The organism is Parafrankia sp. EUN1f (assembly GCF_000177675.1).
Lineage (GTDB): Bacteria > Actinomycetota > Actinomycetes > Frankiales > Frankiaceae > Parafrankia.
On sequence record NZ_ADGX01000063.1, the window covers coordinates 19,006 to 41,674 of the forward strand.

At 70.3% G+C, this 22,669-nt stretch carries 22 protein-coding genes, 1 tRNA gene and 1 pseudogene; 6 read left to right on the forward strand and 18 right to left on the reverse strand.

The genetic code is table 11. From position 1 onward, the window contains the following. Nucleotides 1–107 precede the first annotated feature (107 nt). The 3 genes from FREUN1FDRAFT_RS19575 to FREUN1FDRAFT_RS46520 all read left to right on the forward strand — a co-directional run bounded on the left by FREUN1FDRAFT_RS19575 (nt 108) and on the right by FREUN1FDRAFT_RS46520 (nt 1,796). Nucleotides 108–686 (forward strand): DUF488 family protein, encoded by a 579-nt coding sequence (locus tag FREUN1FDRAFT_RS19575; protein WP_035952430.1) that lies wholly within the window; start codon nt 108–110, stop codon nt 684–686. Nucleotides 687–1,080: 394 nt separating this feature from the next. Then, nucleotides 1,081–1,165: transfer RNA gene (locus FREUN1FDRAFT_RS19580), tRNA-Leu, on the forward strand. Between the two features lie 85 nt (nt 1,166–1,250). After that, nucleotides 1,251–1,796 (forward strand): hypothetical protein, encoded by a 546-nt coding sequence (locus FREUN1FDRAFT_RS46520; protein ID WP_035952415.1) that lies wholly within the window; start codon nt 1,251–1,253, stop codon nt 1,794–1,796. Between the two features lie 117 nt (nt 1,797–1,913). Here the strand turns inward: FREUN1FDRAFT_RS46520 and FREUN1FDRAFT_RS46525 are convergent. The 14 genes and pseudogenes from FREUN1FDRAFT_RS46525 to FREUN1FDRAFT_RS19650 form a co-directional block, all read right to left on the reverse strand. After that, nucleotides 1,914–2,921, reverse strand: a pseudogene (locus FREUN1FDRAFT_RS46525) (recombinase family protein); the annotation flags it as partial. 853 nt (nt 2,922–3,774) lie between these two features. Further along, nucleotides 3,775–4,293 (reverse strand): hypothetical protein, encoded by a 519-nt coding sequence (locus FREUN1FDRAFT_RS19590; protein WP_006541886.1) that lies wholly within the window; start codon nt 4,291–4,293, stop codon nt 3,775–3,777. Between the two features lie 375 nt (nt 4,294–4,668). Next, on the reverse strand, nt 4,669–6,237 hold the full coding sequence (locus FREUN1FDRAFT_RS19595; protein ID WP_035952417.1) for a hypothetical protein: 1,569 nt from the start codon (nt 6,235–6,237) through the stop codon (nt 4,669–4,671). Nucleotides 6,238–7,019: 782 nt separating this feature from the next. After that, on the reverse strand, nt 7,020–9,632 hold the full coding sequence (locus FREUN1FDRAFT_RS19600; protein ID WP_006541888.1) for a bacterial transcriptional activator domain-containing protein: 2,613 nt from the start codon (nt 9,630–9,632) through the stop codon (nt 7,020–7,022). A gap of 21 nt (nt 9,633–9,653) precedes the next feature. Beyond that, nucleotides 9,654–10,208 (reverse strand): pilus assembly protein TadG-related protein, encoded by a 555-nt coding sequence (locus FREUN1FDRAFT_RS19605; RefSeq protein WP_157475046.1) that lies wholly within the window; start codon nt 10,206–10,208, stop codon nt 9,654–9,656. Next, the gene (locus tag FREUN1FDRAFT_RS19610; protein WP_006541890.1) at nt 10,205–10,693 is read right to left on the reverse strand and encodes a TadE/TadG family type IV pilus assembly protein; all 489 of its coding nucleotides are present in this window, start codon (nt 10,691–10,693) and stop codon (nt 10,205–10,207) included. Before FREUN1FDRAFT_RS19610 ends, FREUN1FDRAFT_RS19605 begins: the two co-directional genes overlap by 4 nt. Next, nucleotides 10,690–11,274 (reverse strand): hypothetical protein, encoded by a 585-nt coding sequence (locus FREUN1FDRAFT_RS19615; protein ID WP_006541891.1) that lies wholly within the window; start codon nt 11,272–11,274, stop codon nt 10,690–10,692. The genes FREUN1FDRAFT_RS19610 and FREUN1FDRAFT_RS19615 overlap by 4 nt, the downstream gene beginning before the upstream one ends. Continuing rightward, on the reverse strand, nt 11,271–11,510 hold the full coding sequence (locus FREUN1FDRAFT_RS19620; RefSeq protein WP_050795940.1) for a hypothetical protein: 240 nt from the start codon (nt 11,508–11,510) through the stop codon (nt 11,271–11,273). The genes FREUN1FDRAFT_RS19615 and FREUN1FDRAFT_RS19620 overlap by 4 nt, the downstream gene beginning before the upstream one ends. An 82-nt stretch (nt 11,511–11,592) precedes the next feature. Beyond that, nucleotides 11,593–12,507 (reverse strand): type II secretion system F family protein, encoded by a 915-nt coding sequence (locus FREUN1FDRAFT_RS19625; protein WP_006541893.1) that lies wholly within the window; start codon nt 12,505–12,507, stop codon nt 11,593–11,595. Next, nucleotides 12,504–13,370, reverse strand: coding sequence for a hypothetical protein (locus tag FREUN1FDRAFT_RS19630; protein ID WP_006541894.1), 867 nt, complete (start codon nt 13,368–13,370; stop codon nt 12,504–12,506). Before FREUN1FDRAFT_RS19630 ends, FREUN1FDRAFT_RS19625 begins: the two co-directional genes overlap by 4 nt. Next, entirely contained in the window at nt 13,367–14,521 is a 1,155-nt protein-coding gene (locus FREUN1FDRAFT_RS39950; RefSeq protein ID WP_006541895.1) for an ATPase, T2SS/T4P/T4SS family, read from the reverse strand. Before FREUN1FDRAFT_RS39950 ends, FREUN1FDRAFT_RS19630 begins: the two co-directional genes overlap by 4 nt. Continuing rightward, the gene (locus FREUN1FDRAFT_RS39955; protein ID WP_157475048.1) at nt 14,518–15,240 is read right to left on the reverse strand and encodes an SAF domain-containing protein; all 723 of its coding nucleotides are present in this window, start codon (nt 15,238–15,240) and stop codon (nt 14,518–14,520) included. The genes FREUN1FDRAFT_RS39950 and FREUN1FDRAFT_RS39955 overlap by 4 nt, the downstream gene beginning before the upstream one ends. Next, nucleotides 15,240–16,130: a hypothetical protein gene (locus FREUN1FDRAFT_RS19645; RefSeq protein ID WP_006541897.1), complete on the reverse strand. Its 891-nt coding sequence runs from the start codon at nt 16,128–16,130 to the stop codon at nt 15,240–15,242. Before FREUN1FDRAFT_RS19645 ends, FREUN1FDRAFT_RS39955 begins: the two co-directional genes overlap by 1 nt. Beyond that, on the reverse strand, nt 16,106–16,564 hold the full coding sequence (locus FREUN1FDRAFT_RS19650) for a hypothetical protein (RefSeq protein ID WP_157475050.1): 459 nt from the start codon (nt 16,562–16,564) through the stop codon (nt 16,106–16,108). The genes FREUN1FDRAFT_RS19645 and FREUN1FDRAFT_RS19650 overlap by 25 nt, the downstream gene beginning before the upstream one ends. Before the next feature lie 624 nt (nt 16,565–17,188). Here FREUN1FDRAFT_RS19650 and FREUN1FDRAFT_RS19655 point away from each other — a divergent pair. The 3 genes from FREUN1FDRAFT_RS19655 to FREUN1FDRAFT_RS44010 all read left to right on the forward strand — a co-directional run bounded on the left by FREUN1FDRAFT_RS19655 (nt 17,189) and on the right by FREUN1FDRAFT_RS44010 (nt 19,473). Further along, complete coding sequence (locus FREUN1FDRAFT_RS19655; protein WP_006541899.1) at nt 17,189–17,893, forward strand: hypothetical protein; 705 nt, start codon at nt 17,189–17,191, stop codon at nt 17,891–17,893. A gap of 6 nt (nt 17,894–17,899) precedes the next feature. Next, entirely contained in the window at nt 17,900–18,901 is a 1,002-nt protein-coding gene (locus FREUN1FDRAFT_RS39960; RefSeq protein ID WP_006541900.1) for a DUF2637 domain-containing protein, read from the forward strand. Between the two features lie 302 nt (nt 18,902–19,203). Next, nucleotides 19,204–19,473 carry a hypothetical protein gene (locus tag FREUN1FDRAFT_RS44010; RefSeq protein ID WP_006541901.1) on the forward strand — a complete coding sequence of 90 codons (270 nt, stop codon included), beginning with the start codon at nt 19,204–19,206 and terminating at the stop codon, nt 19,471–19,473. A gap of 128 nt (nt 19,474–19,601) precedes the next feature. Here FREUN1FDRAFT_RS44010 and FREUN1FDRAFT_RS46530 read toward each other — a convergent pair whose 3' ends face one another. The 4 genes from FREUN1FDRAFT_RS46530 to FREUN1FDRAFT_RS19685 form a co-directional block, all read right to left on the reverse strand. Beyond that, nucleotides 19,602–20,798, reverse strand: coding sequence for a TerD family protein (locus FREUN1FDRAFT_RS46530; protein ID WP_006541902.1), 1,197 nt, complete (start codon nt 20,796–20,798; stop codon nt 19,602–19,604). Between the two features lie 340 nt (nt 20,799–21,138). Beyond that, nucleotides 21,139–21,426 carry a hypothetical protein gene (locus FREUN1FDRAFT_RS19675; RefSeq protein ID WP_006541903.1) on the reverse strand — a complete coding sequence of 96 codons (288 nt, stop codon included), beginning with the start codon at nt 21,424–21,426 and terminating at the stop codon, nt 21,139–21,141. A 14-nt stretch (nt 21,427–21,440) separates the two neighbouring features. Further along, on the reverse strand, nt 21,441–21,845 hold the full coding sequence (locus FREUN1FDRAFT_RS19680) for a hypothetical protein (protein ID WP_006541904.1): 405 nt from the start codon (nt 21,843–21,845) through the stop codon (nt 21,441–21,443). Beyond that, nucleotides 21,842–22,666, reverse strand: a complete 825-nt coding sequence (locus FREUN1FDRAFT_RS19685) for a hypothetical protein (RefSeq protein ID WP_157475052.1) — start codon at nt 22,664–22,666, stop codon at nt 21,842–21,844. Before FREUN1FDRAFT_RS19685 ends, FREUN1FDRAFT_RS19680 begins: the two co-directional genes overlap by 4 nt. Between the last annotated feature and the right edge of the window lie 3 nt (nt 22,667–22,669).

Here is a 22,669-nt window from a genome sequence, read left to right on the forward strand (position 1 = left end):
CCGGGCCGCGGTCGTGCCCTGGAGCGGGCATGCCACGCCGCCAGCGCGGCTGGCCGATCGGTATCGCTGGATAGTGCCCGGTGCCACTGTCGGGGTACACCTGCCCGGTGACACAGAGGGCGGTTCTGCTCACCGTTGGCCACGGCACGCTGTCCGACGACCAGCTGGCCGGGCTGCTGCAGGACGCCGAGGCCACGCTGTTGGTGGATGTCCGGTCGATGCCGGGCAGCCGGCACAATCCGCAGGTGACGCGGCAGCGGATGGAACGGTGGCTGCCCGCGGCCGGAGTCGCCTACCGCTGGGAGCCACGCCTGGGCGGCCGGCGCGGCCTCCCGCCGGACTCGTCGGACGCGGCGCTGAGGAACAGGTCGTTCGCCGGCTACGCCGCCTGGATGCGCTCACCCGAGTTCACCGAGGCGGTGGACAAGCTGCTCGACGAGGCCGGGACAGCACGGACCGCCGTGATGTGCGCGGAGACCGTGTGGTGGCGCTGCCACCGCCGCATGATCGCCGACTTCGTCACGCTGGCCCGCGGAGGCCAAGTGCTCCACCTGCGCCACGACGGCCGCACCGATCCACACCACGTGACCTCGGGGGTGCGACTCCGCGACGACGGCCTGCTCGTGTACGACGCGGACATCCTGCTCACGGGCCTGACGCGGCAGGATACGTGGCACAGACGGTGACGAGACAGCCGTCGCAGGCTGGATCGCCGAGACGACTAGGCAGCGCGCCGGCTGCCCGGGCGTTCTCGCTGCCCACCCTCATCAGAAGTGTCCGCGTCTGACCTGTCAGGCGATTACTGATCGCATCGCACGATTCGTGATCTTCGTCGTGTGCTCCGCGACGCCGGCTGGAGGGCGGACCAAGGGATGCGGCACGACACGTCGGCACCGAGCTCGCCATCTCCACGAACTGCGTCCGGGAGGGCTACAGGGATGCGCCAACGCGCGATGTCAAGGCCCCGACACGATCTCTGGATCGGCGCTTGATCCGCTGGTGGCCGGGCGTAGCGTCAGACGCCCCCGCGAGCGTGTAGAGTCGTCCTCGGTTCGGGCGAGCAGCCCAGAACCACCACTCGTCCGGGTGGCGGAATGGCAGACGCGCTAGCTTGAGGTGCTAGTGCCCTTTATCGGGCGTGGGGGTTCAAGTCCCCCCTCGGACACGTACAGTACGCCCACCGATGATCTCGGTGAGGCTTCGGCGGAGACCATGTTCGTCTCGTGGTCGTAGGTGAGTTTTAGCCCCAGTTGCCGGTAGATCTCCGCCTTGTCGGCGGGATCGGCCCGGCCGAGGACCGCGAGGATCCCGCCGAGCGATTCGACGAGATCGTTTATTTCCTTGCGGGTGAGGCGGAGACCGGTCGTCGTCTCTCCTTCGACGTGTCTAAGTGTGGCCTCGGCGGTGGCGCGTTCGGCCTGTGTCTCGCGGATCCATGCGGTCACGACCGCTGGATCGGCACCGGCTTCGAGGGCCGCCCGGTGCCGGGCGAGGTTCCGGTCACAGGCAGCGATCTTCTTCTTGATCGGGTCGATGGCGGCTCCTCGAGAGTCCGCCTGGCTCGCCTCGAGGGTGTTCAGGGTGGCGGTGAGGTGGTTCGGGTCGAAGGCTGTGGCGAGCCAGGCGTCGAGATCCGGCAGGATGGCGTCCTCGCGCAGGTAGACCGAAAGTGGGTGATCGATGACGTTTGCGATGGCGTATTCCTGCGGGTAGCGGCAGCGGTAATGCGCGTGGCCGTGGTTCCACGCGCCCTGCATGCGGCGCCCGCACTGGTGGTGGATCAGCAGGCTGCGTAGTGCGTAGGGGTGTTGGGCTCGGACGCGAGGCCGGTCAGAGCTGGGACTGCGGCGGATTCGTCGCTCCTGCACAGCGACGAACGTCGCCTCGTCGATGATCGCCGGGTGGGCGGGGCGATCGGACCAGACCCATTGGTCGCGTTCATTCCATTTGAGCTTGGTTTCGTAACCGAGAGCGACGTCTTCGACGTCGAGGAGAGTTTCGGCCTTGCGTTGCTTGTTCCAGACCTGTCGGCCCGTGTAGCGCGGGTTGGCGAGGATGGCCTGGACCGCGCTCTTCGACCAGGCGATGCCAGTTCGGTGCTTGTTGCGGGTCCGGTCGTAGGTCGAGGGAGAGGGAATGCCCTCGCCGGTCAGCGTCTGGGCGATGAGGAAGATTCCCATCCCGTTCAGGTACCACTTGAAGATACGTTCGACGACGGGTGCGGTGACTGGGTCCTTTTCGAGCGCGTGGAGTCTTCTGCCGTCGGCCGCCTTCGCGGGGTTGGGGTGAGGGCCGGCGTCGGCGAGCCGGTAGCCGTAAGGGGGCCGGCCGCCGAGATAGCGCCCCTCGACCTTGGCCTGAGCCTGCATCGCCGACCGCACTCGAACCTTGATACGGTTCCGTTCACCCTTTGACATGCCCCCGAACACGGACATGATCAGATCGTGGGCTTCGGAGCTGGGGTCGATGGGTCCACCGATCTCGGGAACCCACATGGCGACCCTGTAGTGCTCGAAGACGGGCATAGTCAGGCCGTACTGATTGCCGTAGAAGGCCCGATGGGGCTCGCCGATCACCACTGCGTCGAAGCCACGGTCGGGGCGAGCGAGGTCCTGGAGTAGAAGCGTGGCCTGGGGGCGGCGTTTCCAGGGCAGGGAGCGGGACTGGCCGACGTCAAAGTAGTCCGTGGTGATCTGTCCGTGCCCCTCGATGAGGGCACGAGCGCGGGCGAGTTGCCAGCCGCGGGAGGCTTCCGGGTCTTGCTGGTCCTCGGTGGACACACGGCCGTAGAAGGCGAATCGGATCATGAAAGCTGCCTCTCGGCTATGGTCGATCGCAAACTGATCAGGTCGATGAGCTGCCGGGTGGCATGCCCCGTGACCGGACGGCCTCCGCAGAGTGTCCGTCCGCCTGCGCCGCATAAATGATGCGAAGCAGGACCCACGCGATGTCTGACGTGATGACGGGCGGGGTGTCCGGAAGAATCACCCGGACGGGACTTTCTGTCAAGGCGCTCAACGTCGCGGGCGCGGACTGCTTAGTGGTCGCTGCGAGCCCTACGCCGTTCCCGGGCTGGGATTCCGTTCGGTCGCTTTCTCCGGGTCCCGGCACGGCGGGACCCGGCGGCGGCGCGGGCGAAGCTTGAGGCCCAATCGCTGTCATAACGGACAGATTCGGAAGGCATGGCATCACCCAAGCCCTCGCTGCAGCCACCGTGGCAGCCATCAGGGAAACGCCGACCATCACACAGAGCATCGCTGCGCAACCGGTTCGCCGGCCATCGACGCTCTCGCCTCCACGAGACGGGAGCTGGCCACGTCGTGCCGGTTTCACCGCCACTCCGACACCCGACCATCACCCCACCAGGGAGACCACAGACGAGGCACCCGACCCGCCGGCCCTCAACGCACAGCTACCCTCTGCCCTCATCCTCGCCATCAACGTGAGGCCTGCGGCGAAGCGGTCACCTCACTGTAAATCGCGCGGGTCTTGAGACAGCCGCGCAGGCTTCGACAACCCAATTGATGACCCGTCGCGGCATAGTGGCCGGCGTCGCGGGCGCCGCCATTGATCAACTATCGACAGGATTCAACTGTTTCGGAACTGGCTTCGATTTCGACAGACACGGCGGCGGTCAGGTCGACCAGCTCCCCCGTCCACCCAAACCGAGCCTGCAGAGCGTTGCCGAGGCCGGACAGGTACGTCGCGCGATCGGGATGGTTGATGGGGGCGGCGGCGACCGCGTCCTGGCCGGCGTCGATGGCGGCGGCCAGGTCAGCCAGCTCCCCCGCCCGCCCGAACCGGGTCGAGGGCGGTGCCGAGGTTGGACAGGTAGCCGGCGCGGTTGGGGTGGTTGGTGGGGGTGGCGGTGACCGCCTGCAGGAACAGGCCGATCGCAGTGTTCAGCGTGGCGGGGTCGCCGGTGCGCAAGGTCTCATGGAGAAGGGCGACAGCCTGGGCCACCGCAGCCTGGGCCGGGTCAGAGACGTCGGGACGGCTCTGCTCGAACAGGGCGCGTACAGGGTCGGGAACCGCTCCAGGGTTGACCTGGTACAGCGGGGCGAACAAGGCCAAGGCGGCGTCGAGCTCCTGCTGGTCATCTCCGTCGTCCAGGACCAGGAAACGAACCCAGCGCAGCAATCCTGCGGCATAAGCGACCTGCAGGTCTGCGGCCGGGTCGGGCGCCATCTCCAGCAGTGCGTCCAGCTCGACAAGGGCTTCGGGGGCCAGCACCACAGCCGGGTCCTGCTCGGCACCGAATCGTTCCAGGCGTGCCAGTACCTGCTGGAGCATACGCTCCCGTATCTCCGTATCCCCCCGGTGGCCGGTCACGGTCCTGGCCGTGCACCTCGTCTGTCACGTAGGCGGCATGAGCCGTGACGGTGACGTTACAGCGGGAGTTACACGGTAGCCATGTCCATCCGCAGACGGCTAACTCTCTGTCACCGCCGGATGTGCGGCAGAGCCGGTAGTGTCAGACACTCCCTCGGGGCCATCAGGCGCAGCAGGTTGCGCCTGATGGTAGGCAGGGGGACGTGTGTCAACGTGGTCATGACCTCGGGATGTGGCCGCTGCCGGTGCCACGGGGGTCCAGCCTCGCCCGCAGGCACACGCCACGGCCACATCGACCGGTCCCGGCCGGCCGCGCGCACGTCAGGAGACCCGTCGCTACAGGTCAAGGCTCGACCAAGGCGTGAGGTCGGGAATCGGCAGATCACTGTCTGTCAGCCATGGCGGCGCTGGGCGTAGATCATGATGCAGATCGTCGATTTCACGCCTCTGGGTTGTCTGGTTCTGGACCGGCGCGGCGAGCTCGGCGACGGTCAGGGCGACGGCGCGGACAGTGCGTTCGGGGAAGCGGGCGAGAAGGGCGGCTGCGCGGGTAGGGCGGGGTTCGATGTGCCAGTCAGCGAAGCGCGCGTGGGCTTCGCGGGAGGCTTCGCCGAGGAGTTGGCGGACCTGGACGGCGTCGCTGGCGGCGGGATCCCACCGCCAGTGGCGCCTGTCGAGATCCTGGTCGGTGGGTGCCACGTCGGCGACGGCGCGGGCGAGTGCGGTGAGGTCGCCGTCGGCGAGCTGGGCACGGACGCGGTCGGTGAGTGCGTCGGGTAGACCGCGTTCGACGATTTCGCGGGCTTGGCGTTCGTCGGGGGTTCCGAGGAGCCAGCCGTTGCGGTCGCAGACGGCTTTCAGGGCGACGTCGCTGAGGTCGAGGATGTGCGTCGGGAGAGGGAGTCTTTCGGCATGGTGGCGTAGCTCGGCCATGCGTACCGTCCCGGGGCCACGGATCGCGAGAGCGGAGGCCAGGCCGGGGTGGGTGATGTCCAGAATGCCGAGTCCGAGCAGCACGTCGTCACGCTGGCCGCGTCCCAGCCTGGAGGCGGTGAGCCACTGGCGGCCTTCCCTGGCGGTGCGCACGGCGGCGTCGAGTTCGCCGACTGCGTCTCGGGCGGCGTACCAGCCGATCAGGTCGTCGCGGCTGGGCCTCAGGCGCGCGGCGGGTTCGTGGACCGTGGCGGGCACGGTCAACATGGTGCGGGCGGGGGCGCCGTGGGTGAGTCCGTTGGCGAGGATCCACAGGCGGGGCAGGTCCGGGTCGGAGGTGGCGCTGGCCCACCGCAGGTGGGTCCGCGCGAGGTGGGTGTCGAGGGCGGGCGGGAGGTTCGCCCCACGTAGTGCGTTCAGGCTGGGTTTGCCGTTGGTGGGTCGGCGGCCGGGGCGGCTGCGCGCGGGGTAACCGGCCCGGCCGATGAGAGTGCCGACGTCAGCGGCGAGTTTGGCGAGCTGGTTGGCGTCGAGGCGATGCTGGGTAGCGATCCGCCGGAGGGCAGTGAGCTGGTCGCGGGCCGGCTGGTTGTGAGCGCGCGCCGCAACCTCGGTGAGTGCGGCGAGGAGCACGGGGCGCCGCACTTCGGGGAGTGGTGAGGGCGGTCGCGGTAGTTGGCGGAGGTCGTTGATGATCTCGGATGCTCGATGGTGCTGCTCGCGGCGAGGCAGAGGCTCTGGCAGCGTGTGGTCGGGCCACAGGGTCTGATCTCGTTCGAGGCCGAGGGTCCGGTCATGCCGTGCTTCAGCGCCGACGCGCCGAGGGCGCCGGCCCGTCCACGGAGCTCGCGCCTGGGCAAGGTCCCGCTGAGCACGAGGTGTGTTCGCGTCGGAGAACAGGTCCCAGTCGCGGCGGCCGAGGAGGTCGTCGGGGGTCCGGCCTGCTCGGCCGGGGTCGGTGGGCCTGGTCACGAGCTGGCTTGTTCGTCGGGCGTGCTCCTGGTCCCGGCTGGGACGAACTCACCGCTGGCGTTACTTGGCCTGGGTTCTCGTGGGAAATCATGCGTTCGGCCTGGTGGGCTCGTTGGACCCGTAATACGTTCGGCGGTGCGGACAGAGGCGAGGGCCAAGGTCCGACCGGAGGCCGGAAAGTTCTGATCGCGTGATGTGATCGATCTGCTCACAGACCCGTAAGATCCGGCCCGCTGCCCTCCGGAGATCCACCCGACGTGTCCTTCGGGCAGTAATAGCTGTGTTCCGCAGCATCCGATATGTCATCGGGAAGGTCATCCCGCGCGATGGCCACGTGGTGCACGCCTTCGCAGCATCGACGATCCGCTGGTCGACGAGGCAACGGTGCTCCGAACTCATCTACGGCCGGGCGGCTTCGTTTATGAAGTGCGACCCGATGGACCATCGGGTCGAGACGGACTCACATTTTTTATCGACGCGATCGACGCCGTGCCGATGCGGGGAACCGCCTGGAAAACTCTAGAATATCTAGAGGCCGCCCGCGCCGCCGGCGGCATCAGTCGGGTTCCCGGCGAAATTCTCGTGACGATCTCTACGCGCAGGATTATCGGATCACCTGGCTACACAAATCCTGACGCCTGGAAGATTACAGAGAGGTATGGCGGACCTGTGTTCGACGTATCCGCATCGCCGTTTCCAGACACTGCGTCGGACCTCGATCTGTAGCGTGCCTTTCGTACGCACTGTGGTTCGCCTGGCATACTGCTCTGGCATTCCTGCGCCTATGTGCCTCGGGTGAGGTGCTGCCAGAGGATCTCGAGGTCGCGGTCGGTGTCGCCGTCCCAGAAGGGGTCGGCGTGCTCGGCGCGAAGGTACGCCTGGTATTCGGCGCGCAGGGCCGCGCGGTCGCCGGCTCGGGCGTAGGCGCGCAGCCGCAGAGCGAAGAGGCCGGGGTGGGTGGGTAGCACCGCGAGCCCGCGTTGGGTGACGTTGAGGACCGCATCTGTGTCGCCGCGGTCGAGGTGGAGGTCTGCGAGCAGGAGGGCGGCGCGGATGACCGTGGTGGTCAGAACCGAGCCGAGTTCGGCTTCGAGCCAGGGCGCGCGGGCGGGTGTTCCGCGGACGAGTTCCAGGCCGTCGGCGAGGGTGCGGATGGCGCTGTCAGGGTCGGCCTGCTGTCTCTGAGCGTGTTCGAGGCGGGCGTGGAGCAGGTCGAGGTCGGTGGTGACGGCGGGGTTGAGGGTGATGGTCGTTCGGCGGGTGGGCAGCCACTGGCGGGCCTGTTCGCCCGCGAGGGAGACGAGCAGTGAGCGGGCCCGGCCGAGTTGGTTGTTGATGGAGCGGACCTGGGCGCCGGCGGGCCAGAGCGCGGATTCGAGATCGGTGCGGGTTCGTCCGCGATGGGTGGCGAGCCAGGCCAGGACCTCCAGGGTCCGTTCGCGGGCGAGGTCATGCGGTGGGCGGCGGCCATCGCGCCCGACGGCGTCGAAGGGGCCGAGCAGCCTGATCATGACCGACCAGTCGGGTTCGACAAAGGGAGCGGAGCGGGCGGAAGGCTCGGGGTGCACGGCGGGCGCGCCAGCCGCGTCGGGGCCGGTGGCCGGCGGCGGAGTGGCGGGCTGGTCGATGTCGTCGAGGAGATGGATGAGGTCATGGAGTTCCTCAGCCGCCATCCCGACCGGTGTGATCGTGATGCCGAGTGGGTCGAGGCACCATCGTGGCTGGTTGTCGGGTCCGAGTCCGTCGAACGTCAGCGACCAGGGCGGGTCGATGGCGTGGTGCGCCTGGGTGATCAGCGCGAGACCCCGTCCACCGGTACCAATCAGATGAGCGAGTGAGGCGACGGTGCGTATATCCGTGTCGCCCGCGGTGGGGAGAACGAGCGCGGCGGTCGGATCCCAGTTCTCCGTCGTGGCGTGGGCGCGTGCGGCGAAGGTGGAGCGCTGGCCGGCCCGGTCGAGGTCGTTGCCGATCGACGTGACCGCGGACAGGACCGTGCGTACGACCTCCGGGAGGTCTGCGGCGGTCTCCACCCGGTCGTCCTTGAGGAGGCCGAGCGGGTCGAAGCCGATCGTCACGATGTTCGGCGCGACGGCCAGGGGTGACAGGGCGAGGGTGGCGAGGATCGCACGGGCGAGGGAGCGCAGGCCGGCGGCTCCGGTCGCGCCGGGATCGAGAGCGAGAACGCCGAGGGCTTCCAGATCGACGTGGACCTCGCCGCCGTCGGGTTGGGTGCCGAGTTGCACGAGCAGCGGGCACGGCGGCACCAGGTCGTTCACCATCGGGAGCCGGGACTCTGGTCGCAGAAGCCAGCCCTTGCCACCGGCATCGGCCACCCAGGGCACGGGCGGATCAGGGACGGGGTCACGAAGGCGAACGTCGATCGTGCCGTCGGGCCGGACGAGGACCACAAGCGGCACGGGCCCGGCTCCGGACATGTGCATGTGCCGGACTGCGCCGCGACTCGTTCCGATTTCTGCTCGCTCAGCGCCGGCAACGTGTGCGGCGGCGAGGGCGTGCATCGCCTGGTCGAGCCGGCTGAGGCGACCGATGTCCGCGTGTGCCAGGACCGCGGTGTGCAAGGCCGCGGCGGCCGGCTCGGGGGCAGGCGGGACGCCGCGTGGCCCGGCCGCGATGTCACGGCGTCGTCGACGTGCGTCGATGGTCACGGCGGCGGCCGCGGTGAGAAGTCCGGCGCTGGCGAGCCAGTACGGAAGGACGCTGGGCCCAGGGTGGGAATGGGCGCCGGCCTGAGCCGACGGCTGGAAGTTCGACGCCGGCGAGAATCTACCGTGCGCGACCGACGCGACGCCGTCGTCCTGGAAGCTGCTGTCGGTGGCCGTCACCGGTACTGCCGGTCCGGCCCCCGCAGGCAGGGCGGATGCGGCCACGGGACGCGAGAACGCCAGGCCCAGCACGATGGACGCGAGAGCAACCCACCGCGCGGTCGCGCGCCGAACCGCGCTCGGCGCCGGGGCACGGAGGCCACGGCGCGGGATGCTGTCCGCGCCGCGCGCTGAGACCGCGCCGTGGCGCGTGGCCGTTCGCGCCCCCGGCTGCTCGGCGCGGCCCGAGTACCGGCGCGCGCCGAGCGACAGGATCTCCAGGACGATGCCGAGCGCGAGCCACGCCCAGACCAGCCAGGCTGCCACTGCCAGCGCGTTGGGGAACACGTCCGGGTGCACGTAGCCGCGTTGGGTCAGCGTCCACCAGCGTGCGGGGTCCCAGCTGGTGGGCAGAGGGTAGCCACGCCACACGGCGAGGAAGGTCGGCACCGCGACGAGGAACAACACCAGGCCGGCGAGGGCGGCGATGCTGCGCAGGATCTCCGCGCCACCAGATGGAGGGGTCTCGGCCAGCGGTTGGCGCGCGGGACGGAGGGTGGGCTGGGTCATGGCGGTGCTCCGACCGGATGGCTAGGGGCTGCGGGTGGCGACTGCCGAGCGGGTCTGGACGACGGTCTCCCCGGCTGTGCCGGAGAGGGCGAGCAGGGTGTAGGGGATGTGGAGGCTGACAGTGACGGTGATGGTGGTGCTGGTGGCCGCGGCCGTTCCGTCGATGCCGTGCCGGTCGAGGTAGTCGCGTGCGGCGGCTTCGGCCGCTGCCCGGTCAAGAACGACCCCGCTCACGCCACCCGCGCCGGCACCAGGGCCACGGTCGGCGCTGCCTACGGTGCCGTTCCCGGCGCCGGCGCCGGTGCGCAGGCTCGCCAGGTCGATTTCCTGCGCGCCGGCTCGGGCGGCTTTCGCGGCGAGGTCGGAGGCGTCGGCGTTCGCCGCGAGAACTCGGCTGGCGTCCACGAGCAGGCCCGCGAGGACGAGCACGCCCGCGAACAGCACCACGAACATGACGCTGACCGACCCGGCGCTCGCGTCCCCACCGGATCGCGCCGCGCCGCGTGCTGGTCGGGCCGTCGGTCGTGGCCACGAGCGAGGCGCCGCGGCCTGACGGTGTCGCCAGGACAGGCTCATGCCGGTCGTGGTCGCGCGGGGTCACGGCGACCCGGGATGCCACCGCGGTAGCGATCGATAATCTCCTCGCTGGTCGCGGTGACGAAGCGGGGCGCTCCGATGAGGAGGCGAACGCGGCAGTCGATGGTGACGGTGACCGTTCCGCCGGGCCCGTAGTCGGACAGGTCGGTGAAGACCAGAACGCTGTCCTCCTCGCAGACGCCGCCGGCGAGCAGGCGCTGTGCTGTGGCATCCGCGGCGTAGTAGGCGTCCTGGGGCAGCGCCAGCGCGGCGGCACGGGCGCTTTCGCGCGCCGCGTGGCGGACGGTCGCGCGGGCGTACGGCACGGTGAACGCGACAGCGAGCACCACGAGCGCCAGCAGGAGGACGGTCCAGCCGACCGCGAACTCGACCGCGAAGGAGCCGCGGTCGACGTCCGCTGACCGCTGCCGACCGACGCGTGGTGGACGTCGCGGTGGGTGCCCGGGGCGGACATGGCGGATCATGGTGCGGCTCCAGCGAACGCCTGCCCCTGGCCGGTGGACGCCACAGCCCCGTCCGCTTCCTGGTGTGGACCGCGCTGGGGCATGAAGTTGAGCGCCGGGCCGGATGCCGATCGGGAGACGGTGGTTCCCAGCACCGTCGTGACGGACACCGTCACTGTCACCGTCGCAGGATCACCCGGCGGGCCTGTCGAGATGCTCGTGGTCGTCGTGACATCGGTGACCGCTTTGCTGGAGCGTGCGAGGCGGTCCGCGGTCGCGGCGGCATCGGTGGCCAGGCCGTCCGGTGCCTGGGCGATCTCGAGTGCCCGCTGGGCGGCGGCCAGTGCCGCCTGCGCGGCCAGCCATCGCATCCCCATCGCCAGCACCAGGCCGAGAAGGGTGACGACGCCGACCATGATCACGGCCAGTTCGACGGGGCTGCTCCCCCGGTCACAGCGGTCGGGACGGCTGCGGCCAGCTGGGCGTCGCGGTCGGTCCTCGGCGGTGACATCACGGCATACCGCCACCGCGGCATCGGGGTCGACGCGGGTGGCTGTTGGAGGGGTGGGGAGGTCGGTTGGGGGGTCGGGGTAGGCGATCATTGCTGGCAGGTCGTCGGATCGGCGGCGGTGCAGATGTTGTTCGCGACCTCGGTCGCTTTTGCCCGCACGATCGCGATCACAACCACGGCGATCATGACGAGGCCGACGGTGATGACCGCGGTGACAAGTGCGTTGCCACGGTCGCTGCCTCGTCCGGCGGCGCGCTGTTCGAGGGCCGTCCAGGATTTCGCGCAGTACAGGTGCGCCAGGGTCAGGAGCACACCGAGTCGGTGCATGTCGTTCAGTCCCTTCTGTTTCTCGTCTTCCCGGTTGTCGGTTCGGCGCGCGGCGGATGGAGCATCCGCGCGCATACAGGCGTCACAGGGGCGTGTCCACGCTCATCAGGACCGCCAGGAGCGGGTAGGTCAGGAAGGCGACGAACGCCAGCGCGACCACGGCGGCCGGCAGTTCCATCGCGGCGTCGGCGGTGGAGGTCTCGAGGCGGACCTGTGCGGCCTCCGCCGCGCGCAGATGCACTGCCTTGCTGCGCAGCGCGATCACCGGCGAGGCGCCTCGCAGGGCCGATCCCACGGTCAGTCGCAGATCGGTGAACTCCGCCAGCGGGACCTGGGCGGCGAGCAGCGCGAGGCCGGCATCGGGTGGGAGCCCGTGGGAACGCGCCCAGTCCAGTGAGGAGGAGATGGCGCCGAACGCCCAGCCCTCCCCGGCGTTGGCCGCCGTGCGCAACGCGGAGTACAGCGGTGCGCCGCCGACCAGCAGGATCCGCACCAGGTCCAGGTAGGCGGCGACGGCCGCGCGTACCTCGCGCCGTCGGGCGGCTACCCGGCGGTGGACGGGCAGGTCCGCCGACAGGAAGCCGAGGATTCCGCAGAGGAGGCAGGCCGCGGGCAGCAGCAGGCCCGGGAGGTCGACGCCGGCAGCGGTGAGCGCCACGACCAGGACGGTCGCCGCGGTGCTGGCGACCAGCAGACGCAGCATCCGTGTCGCGGTGTGCAGTGCGGGATCCCGGCCGAGGATCGCCAGCTCGTCGGTCAGCAGCAGTCGCCGAGACCTCGATCGCCCCAAGACGTGTTCCATCACCGAGTCCAGGCCGGCGGCGAGCCGGTACACCCGGTGCGAGCGTGGCGGAAGACGGTCCTCGGACGGGTCGTCGCGGACGGCGACGGCCTCACGGGTTCGGCGGATGTTGCGTCCGAGCAGGTAGATTCCCGCGCCGAACGCCGCGCCGCACAGCGCCGGTGCCACCGCCAGGGCGCCGACCAGCGGGTTCACCGCGCGCCGCCGAAGAAGTCGGGCGTCTCGTCGGGGCGGGACAGTCGCAGCAGCGTCCGCACCGCGTAGCCGACAACGCCGACGATCACGACGAGGATGGCCTGCCCCGGTGCTGTCCGGTACGGGCCGAGCATCGCCGGCCAGACGACGAGAACACCGAGGGTGGACAGCGCGAACAGCGCCAGCAGCAGCGTCATCGCCCGGCGGTGGCGGGCGCGGGCGGCGTGGGTGTCCCGCAGGACCGCGACGCGGTGCCGTGTCACCTCGACCTGGTCGGCCATCAGCATGGCCAGCTCGCCGGCGCCGTGCTGGTAGGTCAGCACCAGCGCGGTGACGATCGCTCCGACCGCCGGATGGGCGACATCCTGGCGGAACCCTGCCAGCGCTGCGGGGAGCGCCTGCCGGTCCAGCCGCGCCCGCAGGCGTCGCAGGGGATCGGTCAGGGCCGGTGGCGACGCGGCGCAGGACACCGCGACGGCGGTCTTCAACGGTTGGCCCGCGTCGAGCTCCTGGCGCAGGGTCTCGCACCAGGACGCGATCGCGTCGCCGAGCTCGTTCTGCTCGTCCACGCTGGGGCCTCGCCGTGCCTCGGCGACGAGCCATCCCACCCCGCCGCCCAGCATGGTGAGTACCGGGACCCCGACCACAACCCCGGCCGCCAGGCCGAGGACGCCACCGACCCCGATCGGCACGACGGCCCCGGATGTCGCCCTGCGACGCGCGGCAGACGGCGACGCCGGCGCCCGCCCATCGTCGGGGCGCCTGCCGGTGCCGGCGCGGAGAAGGGCGACCAGCAGCCAGCAGCCGAGGCCCGCGGTCGCGCCGAACAGCGCCAGGGAGGCCAGGCGCGGCGCGGTGCTCATCGCGCCGCCCGCGCCGTGCGGCGCGTGTCGAACCGCGCCGGGTCGATCCCCGCGCGCTGCAGCTTCCCGGCCAGCGTGTCGGACAGGTCGACGTCGGTACGGGTCGCGCGGCGCGTGCGCGACTGCCACCGCCACAGAGCCGCGGAGGTGACCAGCCCGTCGCGATGCTCGCCGATCTCGCGGACCGCCGTGACCATCCGCTGGCCGCCGACGTTCTCGACGTGCACCACGAGGTCGATGGTGGAGGCGATCGTGTCGAGGACGGCTGCTTCCGGAATCTGCCGGGACCCGAACGCCGCGTAGGTGCGTAGCCGTGTGACGACGTCGGCGGCGCTCGGCGCGTGAATGGTGGTGGCGACGCCCTGGGCGATGCCCTGGCCGACCGCGAGGAGCAGCGGCAGCACACCGCCGTCCGGGCGGAGCTCGCCGAGCAGGACCCGGCTCGGGGTCTGACGGCGCAGGTTCTCCGTGAGGTAGCGCTCCATCGGGTACTCGCCTCGGCCGTCGACGTTGGATTCCCGGGTCTCGAACTCGACGAGGTTGCGGAACCGGTCCCGGCGCAGGAACAGTTCCTGCTCGTCCTCGACGGTCACCACCCGGTCGAGGACCAGCCGTTGCGGGTGCGCGTTGGCCCAGGCCCGCAGCAGCGTGGTCTTCCCCGTACCGGTCCCACCCGAGATGATCAACCCGAAGGGGCTGGTCAGCCGTGCCACCGCGGCCAGCAGGGCGCCGATGTCCGGGCCGAACATGCCCGTGCGCGCGAGGCCGTTCAGGGTGTCGAGCCCGGGGAGGAACAGCCGGCAGTCGATGTGCGTGAGGCTCGTGACCCGCGACACGGCGTGCACCCGCACGCCGTTCGGTAGGCGGAACCGCACACTCGGGCTGCTCTCGTCGAACCGTCGCCCGGCGGACGCCGCATGCTCGGCGACCCACGCGAACGCGGCATCGTCCGTCGCGAACGGCGACGACATCTCCAACCGATTACCTGACGTCCGCTCGGTCAGCACCATGTTGACGCCCCCGTTCACCTCGACGTCGGAGAACCTGGCGGGCTGCAGGAACGGACCCAGCGCCCCGGACGCGGACGGGGTCGGAGGGACCCATGTCCGTCCCTCTGTCCGTCCCTCGACCGCGGATGCCGGTGCGTTCATCCGCCGTCCCTGCTCTCATTCCCCGCCGCGGCGGGAGCCGAGCCCAGGAGGCGAACACCCTGGTCCAACGTCGCCGCTGCCGCCACGTCCATCGCCGCCTGCTCGGGAAGCTGCAGGTAGACGACGGTCTGCCCGGGCTGCCCTGCCGTCTGGGGCCGCTGAACCTCGGTGACCGTCACGCCACGGGCGAGCAGCTGCGGCCCGCCTGCCGCGAGCGGGTAGCCGAGGACACTCACCTGCTCGCCGGGACGCATGGCCGCGGACGGCAGGTCCTGCGCGCTGACGGTGACGCCGAGGGTCACCGTGCCGGTGGGAAGGGCGACGGAGCCGACCATCTCCGGGCTGATCAGCGTGCCCGCCGGAAGGTCGATGAGCGCCTGGCGCCCCACCAGCTCTCCTCGCGCCGCCGCCGGCGCGGTGAGACGGACACCGCTGCCCTCGACATCGACCCGCACCACCGCCAGGTCCGACGGCGTCACCTCGGTGCCGCGGGCCAGTGGACGGGTCAGTGTGACGACCTCGATGCTGCGCCCGCTGTCATCGGAGGCGAGCCAGACCGCGCCGGCCGCGCCGACCAGCATCAGCAGCAGCGCCGCCGCCGCGCCACCCCAGCGCCGCCGCAGCCCGGCGAACGGCGACGCGACCTCCGGGTCGTGCGGTGTCCACTCGTCCTGGCCCTGGTCGACGTCCACGCCCGCGGGTGAGAAGCCCGTCGTCATCATCGCGCCCTTTCGATCGCCTGGATCTCACGCACGACGACCGGCACCGCGGCCACGGTCGCCATCGGGGGGAGCGTTCCGGTCTGGCCGTCGCTGGCCGCCCAAGTGACCTCCCAGTCGATGAGGAGCCGCGCCGACCAGACCCCGCCGGGCGCGATCGACGACGCGTCCGTGTAGGTGTAGGAGCAGGCGGGCGGATGCTCCGGCTCGGGCGCGCCGGGTGCGTAGACCTCACCCGGCCCGGGGCAGGTCACCGACCGGGCACCGTCCCCCGGCTCGAACCGCAGCGCCACCGGTGTCGCGGTCACGGTCAGCGTCACCTCCGGTGTCCGCGCCGACGCGTCGACGGGCGACCACTGGCCGCCGGGAACGGCGAACCAGAGCGGGACGTGCACGACAGCGGACGTCGTGATGAGGTCCGGGGAGAAACGGCCCCACGGGGCGGGGAGCCGCCTGCGGACCTCCTGCGCGAGCTCGGCCGCGGCGGCGCCGTGGTCCGACACGTGAACCCACCGCCACTGGGCGATCTGCCCGGCGCAGACCCGGGCGTACAAGCGGGACCGTGTGCCGTCACCCTCCACCCGTTCCACACCGACGAGCGTGATCGACTCCGGTCGGAGCCTGCGCGTCTCCTCGACCGCCTGGTAGCTGGTGACCCAGTGACAGTCCGCCGGGGCGGACGAGGAACCCGCCGGCGCGCCGCCCACGCTCGCGGCCGTCCCTTCTACGGCGCTGACAATCGCCCGGTCGATCTCATCCGTACCCGCAAATCCGGATACCGGCCCCCGCCCATTTCCCCACCCCAGCTGCGCCGCCTCGGCCACGTCAGCAGAATGCAGGAGGAAAAACAGGGCGGCACCGGCCGTCACGAGGGTTCGCGCGGCGGACACCCGTTACGTCCTTTCCAGGTGTCCGTCGTCCTGACACTGTCGATCTGCCACCCGTCACGACGCACCCAGGTGAAATCGGTACGCTCGCTCAGCAGCACATCATTGACGATGATCTCCGAGCCGTCGGGTGCACGCTGCCGCGCGTCAAAGAGGACACCGTCGTCGTACCCGCACACCGTGGCCACGGCGATATCGACGCTCCCGGGTGGCACCGTGATCTTCTCGATCACGTAGTACGTTCCCGGGCCCCGCCGGCCGGCGAAGGCACGTTCGGCGAGGTAGGCCAGCCACTGGACGACGTCGGCGCGCGGCTTGGCCGTGAGCGTGTAGCTCGCGAGCAGGGCGTCCGCCCTCGCGTGATCCTGGGGATCGGCCAGCGCGGAGAGAAACGAGGTGAAGTACTTCTCATGCGCCGCAGCGACTTCCGCCCGCACCGCCGAGACCTGGTCGGAACTCAAGGCCGGGTCGGGGCTCGCGGAGGGGTCGACGCGACGGGCAGGCAGGGTCGGTCCCGGCGGGTCTGGATCACGGCCGGTCGCAGGGTCGGATCCGCCGCAGCCGGCGGCGAACACGAGGAGAAGGCAGACGAGGACAGAGAAAGGGGACCTGGTTGCGAGTCGGGGGTAGGGGCTCGCGAAAGGCATCGTTACCTCCGGAATACAGCTCCGGAACTCGGCACCCGCGGCGACACTGCAAGGCAGCAGGTCGCACAGGTGGCAACAGCATCATGAAAGGGAAGGGCGTAGGACATGAGCGAGAGAACTCGGAGGCGGAAGTATTGATCCGTCAGGACTGATCGATAGGCGAGATGCGGTTTCGTGCCGGCACATCCTTGCTACCACAGGGCATCCGTGAAGGAGAAGAGCCCACCACCAACTTTCTCAACACACCCACAATTCGCTAGATGATTACCCCTCGTCATCGAATGCGACTCGGGTGTGGTGAGCGCTGGTGACGGACCATCCGGACGCGTGCGAGCCGCCTTATAGGTAGGAGCGCTCGCCGGCCCCACCGCCGGCCGACCGCCCTCCGCCCTGAACCGCATCGAAGGAGCGCCCGTGCCCCGCACCCCGGAAGTCCGGCTCACCAGCCAGGACAACACCACTCTCGGCGTGCGACCGTCGACCGGATCACCCACGACGGACCCGACCGTGCAGCTTTCGATCAGCATGCCCGACGGCGCCGCCGCGTCCATCCAGCTCACCGGCCACAGCGTCCGCGTCCTCCTGGCCGTCCTCGAGGGCTACCTCGACGATGCCGCTCCCGCGAGCCCGGAAGGCCTGCCCCGCGTCACCTTCGGACCGAGCGCCGAGCAGCCCGAGAGTCCGCCCATGGCGGGCCAGATCCCGGTCAGCCCGGCGTCCCTGGCCGTCGTGCCCGACCCGCAGGAGCGGCTCGCCGCCCAGATCGCCGTCGACGGTGCCGTCGAAACCCGGCGCCAGGCCGCGACCTGGCTCGCGACGGTCCACTGCCAGCACGCTGCCTATGCCGTCACGGTCGCCTACCCGGAGGCGGCCTCGATCGTCGTCGACATCTCCAGCCCCAGCGAGGACGGCCTCACCGTCGCCCGCCTCCTCGAGATCCTCGACAGCGTCGGCATCCCCGTGGACCTGCCGATCAGCGAGACCCTCGCCGGCGCCACGTACTGGGCCGTCACGACCGTCGTCGAACAAAGCCTTGAAGCAGCCCTCGCTCTGCGCTCCGACCGGCTCCCCTGGGCTGGCCAGCACACCCTCACCCTCAGCGACTTCGCCACCTGGTAGGCCCCCGTGCCCCTGACCGACCAACCCACGCAGCCACCAGCCGGGCCGGGCCCTGACCCGCTCAGCGGCCAGTCGGCATCACAGCCTCGGCAACGCGGATCCCGCGCGGACCGCCCGCCAGACCACCCGAACGGTCATCCCACCCCCGCCGGCTCGGCCCCTACCCGGCCGAACCTCTGGCGTGACGGCGAACGGTGGATCCGCATCGCCACGGTGCTCGCGGTCCTCGCCGTCGCCGGCATCGCCGCGATCGTCTCCTACCGGCACATGCGCGCGGTCGCCCTCGCCAACGGAGAGGACCACGTCAGCTCGTCGATCATCCCGCTCGCCGTCGACGGCCTGATCATCGCCGCGTCCATGACGATGCTCGCGGACAGCCGCGACGGCCGCAAACGCTCGGCGCTCGCCTACGGGCTGCTCACCCTCGCCTCGGCCGCGAGCCTCGCCGCCAACGTGATGCACGCCCAACCCACCCTGCCAGCCCGCGTCATCGCCGCGTGGCCGAGCGCGGCGCTCATCGGCGCGTACGAACTCCTCATGGCACAGATCCGCGGCGCGGTCGGCGCGATCGGCCCGGCCAGGGCGCGCGGCCCGGCCATGCAGGGCGCGCCGACCGGTTCCGCGCTGCCGGAATCCGCGCCGGAAACACCGATCACCGGCGCGGCCCAGCCGACACCTGCCGCCGCCCCTCGCGCGGGGAACGCGCCCGAGGGCGCCGGACTCCACGCGCAGACCGACGCACCCGACCCCGCGCCGGGCTCTCTCCCCCCACCAGCCGCTGCCGCCTCCACCGACGCCGGCGTGGATGCAGACGCGTCGGTCATCCCGATCCGGCCGGGGAGCAAGAAGTACCAGCTCCGCCAGCTCATCGCCCGGCTACCGGCCGACGACCCCCGGTCGGTCTACGCCCTCGCCAAGGACCTCGCCCCACGTATCGACCTGCACGAGGGCACCGCACGCCGCTACATCGCACAGATCAGGAGCAGCCAAGGACCCCAAACAGCATAGATTCCCTTAAAATAGTTCACCATTCACCGAGGCTCGATTTCATTCATCGATGCTCTGGCGTGGCATCGATTCCACGACAGACGTTCCGGCGTCCGCGCAACAGCGCTTTAGGTCCGCATCCAAAACCACATCCGGAGGACCACCCCGACCGCTCCGAGGGTAAATAAATTGACCCGAACCCAAACTTGACCATCCGGATTACCCGGCATAACGTCGACGACGAAAGCGGCCCCGGCCGGGTGCTACCAACACCCGAACCGAGGCCTGACCACACCCCCTGCACACACAGGAGCCGTGGCTAAATGACTAGTCTGCCACCCGACGACCCGCCCCCCTGGCGGACCCCCGACCCGAGCACCCAGCCGAGGATCCTCCTCCGCGAGGGCAAGAACCGTGATCTTCAGGTGATCGTGCGCCCAGGAGCGGACGCCAAGCTGCTGGCTGCGCTACTCAGCGACTTCCCGCCTGGCACATCCTTCGTGGAGTGCTTCGGAGACGTCGACATCATGCTGCTCTTCCGGCCACCGGACCCGGAAGGGGTGAACGCCGTTCCGACCCGGACCCCCTCCTGACCCTCGTCATCGGGTAGCAGCGAGGGCCTACGTCACCTGTGGGGGTCCGTTCCGACCGGACATCCGGCGCGGACCCCCACAGCCAAATAGGCCAATCAATTCACTGCCTCGCTACCGCGGCCGACCGGTCAGTCTTCCCACGACTGTGAAGGGTTTCCGAATGCGCGGTCGGCAGCCTTGATGATGCCCTGGCTGAACAGCCCGTTGGCGGCACCACCGATCACGGCACCTATACCGAACGGCACGACCTTGCCGAGCACGATGACACCTTTCTTGGCGCCGTACTTGGTGACGAAGTGCGGACCGAGCACCCTGTTGATCGCATTGATCTTCGCCTGCGGGATACCCCGAACGATCTGTCGCGCCCAGTGCTGGCCGGTCCGCTCGGCCACCTGGCCGATCCCCTTCGCGCCAGCGTCACCCAGCATGATGGCCATGACCAGCGTCCGACGACACTCCACGTCGTCGATCTTGATGCCCTGAGCTTCGGCCCGGGCCAGGATGTAGAGGACGGTCGCGTTGAGGAACGCGACCGCCTCACCTCCCGACGCGGCAAGCGCTACCCCGGTACCCACACCCGGTGCCGCCGCCGCAGCACCAACGCCGACTCCCGCGGAGATGGTCGCGGCGCGCAGCTCCGCGTTCAAACGACCCACGATCTGGTGCGGCGTCGCATCCGGCCTGTTCCGACGCAAGCGATCGACGTGGCGTTCAGCTAACGGGGCCTGGAGTTCGAGCGCCCTGTCGAGCAACCCAAGTGCGCGAGACGGCTTCGAATCCGATTCCTCGGCCCCGCCACTCGTCCCCGCAGCCCCGAGGTCGGGTTCGTCGTCGACCTGGACGCCGTAACTGGTGACCAGGCCCGCCAGGCCGCTATCCCAGCCCCGCCCGACCGCACGGAACTCCCACTCGCCGCCGCGCCGGTAGAACTCACCGAACACCATCGCCGTCACCGGCTGGGCCAGGTTCGGCACGAACTCGGCGACCAGGTCACCAGGCTCCATCGAGATGTTGAGGCGCAGCTCAGCGATGTCGGGGAACGCTCCGGTGTCGACCGAGCCGACGAGCACAATCGTCTCGATGTCGGGTTCCACCTCCGGCAGCGACGCCGTGAACAAGCCGGCGCTGACCCGGACAGCCCCGGACGGATGAACGGGCTGGTTGAAGAAGACGAAGTCCGCATCGGAACGCACCTTGCCGCTGCCGGCCACCAGGACCGCGCAGACATCAACCTCCGGCCCGCCGCGCCGGTCCAGCTCCAGCCGCACCGACCGGGCCGGCACCTTTATGGTCGCGCCAGCGCTCAGGCTCAGGTCAACGGCCATCAGAACTCCCCCGGTTCTCGGCGCCTCGGCGTCCACCACCCGCGCGGCACGCCGTCGGCAGTATGCAACCTAGCGTCCGGAACCTGAAACCCGCCCGTCAGGCTGTCAGTGTGCAAGGCGTTTGCCGGCCTGACGCGTGTTTGCCGCCCAAGGCAAGGGGCGAAAAGCGGACGAGGCGCGCGGCGGCGAGACGACGAAACCGGCCGCGAGCTGGCCACGGGCGGTTTCAGGCTCGTCTTCGACCGGGGCCCGCTGGTGTACGGGACCGCGCCCTCGGCATCCTCCGTCCACACCACCGGGGCCCGCACCCCGTTATCGCACCGCAGCCGCCAGCGAGTGATCATTTCGAGGTTTTCGTCCGCGCTCGCGCTGGACGGTGGAATTCGTCGCCACTGCCGCCGGCCTCAGCATCGGTGGCTGGGATGTCGTCGGTGAGGCCGAGGGCTTCACGGACATCGACGGTGAGGACGCGGTAGAGGCGTCCGTACCGTTGGACGGGGCAGGGAAAGTCTCCCGTGCGGGCGAGGGAGTAGGCGAGAGTCCGTCCGATCTTGAAGGCTCGGGCGGCGGTCGGGAGATCGATCACCGGGGGAAGCGCCCGGATCTCGTCAAGGGTGAGAGGTTCCATCAGGGCTCCCGACGTCATGCAGGACGGCCGCCGCCAGGCGCGGGCCCGGAGGTCGGCGGGGCGTCACGGCGTTCGTGGGCGAGGCGGTGGGCGCGGATCCAGGCCGCGGCGGCGAGTTCGGCGGGTTCGGGTTCGCCCCAGGTGCGCACCAGCCTCCAACCGCTCAGCGTCTCTCGGAGTTCGTAGATCTCCCTGCTGGTCCGCACGGCCACGACGCCGGCGACGGCGAGCGCCCTCAGCTGCGGCTGGCAGTCGGATGCGCCGGCGGAGAGCTGCCGGTTCAGGGCCTGCCCTGCGAGCGCGATCAGAGGTCGTTCCTGCTGCGCCTCAGGGGCCGGTCGGGTGGCCGCGTCGGGGATGTGGACGACTGTGGGGTTGCCGAGGGCGGTGATGTCCCAGTCAGGCCGGGGATGTGTCATGGTCCGTCCAGGTCAGGGCCGGTCGGTGGTGTGGGTGGGGTTGGCGGTGACGGGCTGGCGCGGATGTCGGGAAGCTCGTCGAGGTGGAGCGCGGCGAGGGCGGCGAGGGTGACCGGCGCCTCGGTTCCGTCGATGCCGCGTACCCGCGGTCGTAGGTCGCGGGCGAGGTCCGCGGCGGGCCGGGCGAGCGCGGCGGCGAGGCCGTCGGCGTCGACGTGGAGCCACCCGAACCGGGGGTCACCGACGGTCGCCGTGTCGCCGTGCCAGGTCACGGTCACTGTGGCCGGTGGCTGCGCCGGTTCCCGCCAGGCCCGCTCGGGCGGGGCACGGCCGGCGTCGCGGCCGCCGGCCCGAGCGCCACTGTCGATGTTGGACTGCCAGACCTGCGCGGCCAGCGCTGCCTGTGCGGCGGTATAGGCGGCGGAAACAGTGGGGTACGGGCCGTGCACGACGATGGTGTGGCCCTGGGTGGCGTGGAGGTAGCCCCACCAGTCGTGGACATGGCCATCGGTCGGGCCGAGAGGACGCTGATTGCCGGCGGCGTAGGGATTGCTCGGGGGGAGCTGGGGTCGGCTGACGGCACGGAAACCGACGACGTCCCCGATGTCGGTGACCTCGGGCAGCTGCAGCCCGCGGCCGTGTGGTGGGCGGGACCATTCCAGGTGGGTCCAGCCGCTGGGATCTCTCGACTCCGGCCAGAACGTCGCCGCGTAGACGGTGGAACCGGGCGGCGGTCGGAACGGAAAATCCAACAGGACGCCGCTGGGGTGCAGCCGGGCGACCCTGAGGCGCGGTTCGAGAAGGACGTCCCTCGAGTCCACACC